Origin of the sequence: Microcystis sp. M49636_WE2, assembly GCF_030065375.1 — a bacterium.
Classification (GTDB): Bacteria; Cyanobacteriota; Cyanobacteriia; order Cyanobacteriales; family Microcystaceae; genus Microcystis; species Microcystis aeruginosa_C.
In genome coordinates this window covers 1-1,890 of sequence record NZ_JASJFG010000116.1, presented here as the reverse complement: position 1 = coordinate 1,890, position 1,890 = coordinate 1, and the positions used below count along the sequence as shown (strand labels likewise).

The 1,890-nt window shown below is 49.5% G+C and carries 1 protein-coding gene; it reads right to left on the bottom strand.

From position 1 onward, the window contains the following. Nucleotides 1–184: 184 nt before the first annotated feature. Nucleotides 185–1,852 (bottom strand): L-aspartate oxidase, encoded by a 1,668-nt coding sequence (gene nadB / locus PX484_RS02725; RefSeq protein WP_002800175.1) that lies wholly within the window; start codon nucleotides 1,850–1,852, stop codon nucleotides 185–187. Nucleotides 1,853–1,890 lie beyond the last annotated feature (38 nt).

Sequence of the window (1,890 nt, the reverse complement as noted above, 5' to 3'; positions counted from 1 at the left end):
GATAAGGCTTTTAGACTTTTTTGACCTCAAAAAGTGCCGACCATTGGAGGGATCGGGGGTAAAATTCAGGTACTTTTTCCCTGAAAATTAGGTAACTGACTACCTCAAAATCGGTAAAACCCTACACCCCACACCCCACATCCCACACCCTGCCCCCACGAAAAACTTTTTCAGCAGCCCCTAATTAAGCTTGCACAGGAGTTTTGCGCCATGTTCGACCCTGAATAGTCGTGTGGAATTGCCAATTAGCTACAGTTTCTGGATAATCGCCCCGATAGTGACCGCCTCGGCTTTCTGCTCGTAATAAGGCACTTTCCAGAATTAAGTCGGCGATATCTAGAAGATTTAATGTCTCGATCGCTATTCTTATTTCTAACTGCACCGAAGGACACAAAAATAATTGTCCTTTGTCGGGGAGAAGATTCTGGAGAAATTGGCCCATCTTTAAGGATTGTAACTGTTGTTTCCACTGTTGCACCCGTAGGATAGCAATTTCTAACTCATTTTGAAATCGGCAAATTCCCGCATTTTCCCACATTAAAATCGGTAATTCTTTCCGTACTTTTTGCCAGTCTTCCTGTTCTTCCTGCCAGTTTTCCGCAATTTCTAAGGGTTTTTCTGGTCTTTCCCCACGAAAGTTTTCTGGCTCTAGACCTATTTCAACTAAACTTGCCGCAAAGACAATACATTCCAAGAGAGAATTACTGGCTAAACGATTGGCTCCATGAACACCTGTACTAGCGGCTTCGCCGATCGCATACAAACCGGGTAGAGAAGTGCGGGCGTTTAAATCGGTGGCCACCCCCCCCATCCAATAGTGAGCGGCGGGGGCGACGGGAATCACATCTTCAAACACATTAATGCCCCATTTTTGACAGATGCGGATAATATTGGGGAAACGATAACGCAGACGCTCCGGTTCGATCGGTCTTAAATCTAGATATACTTTGGCATGGGCGGGATCGTCGGAGGTTTTTTGCAAATGGCTAAAAATCGCCCGACTGACCACATCCCGGGGGGCTAATTCTCCGGCCGGATGATAATCGAAGGCAAAACGCCGCCCCTGGGCATCAATTAAATGCGCTCCTTCGCCGCGCACCGCTTCACTAATTAAAAACCGCGGCGCCCCCGGCACAGTTAAGGCGGTGGGGTGAAACTGAAAAAATTCTGGGTCGCGAATCACTGCCCCAGCACGCCAAGCCAGGGCGACTCCATCCCCGGTGCTAACGGCGGGATTGGTAGTTTGGGCGTAGACTTGACCGCCGCCTCCCGTAGCCAGAATGACTGCTTGCGCTCGCAGCCAACAGAGATGATCTTGATGGAGTAAACAAATACCTTGACAGCGTTGCCTTTCCGGGTCAAGCCAGAGTTTCAGCGCAATCGCTTGGGGAATAATGGTAATATTGGAGCGCTCGGTCACTTTTTCCATTAGGGTACTGATGATCGCTCTCCCAGTGCGATCGGCTGCGTGTAGCACCCTGGCCCTGGAATGGGCAGCCTCAAGAGTGCGGGCTAAGTCGTCTCCAGAGCGATCAAAACTAACTCCTAACCGCAGCAAATCAGCGATCGCTTGGGGGGCCTTCTCAACTAAAAACTGGACGGCATAGCGATCACATAAGCCCGCTCCGGCCTTCAGGGTATCTTCTAAATGGAAAACGGGGGAATCTGCCGGGGACGTGGCCGCCGCAATCCCTCCCTGCGCCCAATCACTAGCCCCGGTTTTTAAATCTTCTTTGGTAATTAAACCCACCTTTAAGTTAGGGGGTAAACACAGTGCGGCATACAATCCCGCCGCTCCCGATCCCACCACTAAAACATCTTGATAACTCGGCAGTTGCGAGGAAACGACCATGTAGGAGTTAATTGATAAATTCTATTTATTCTAGCATT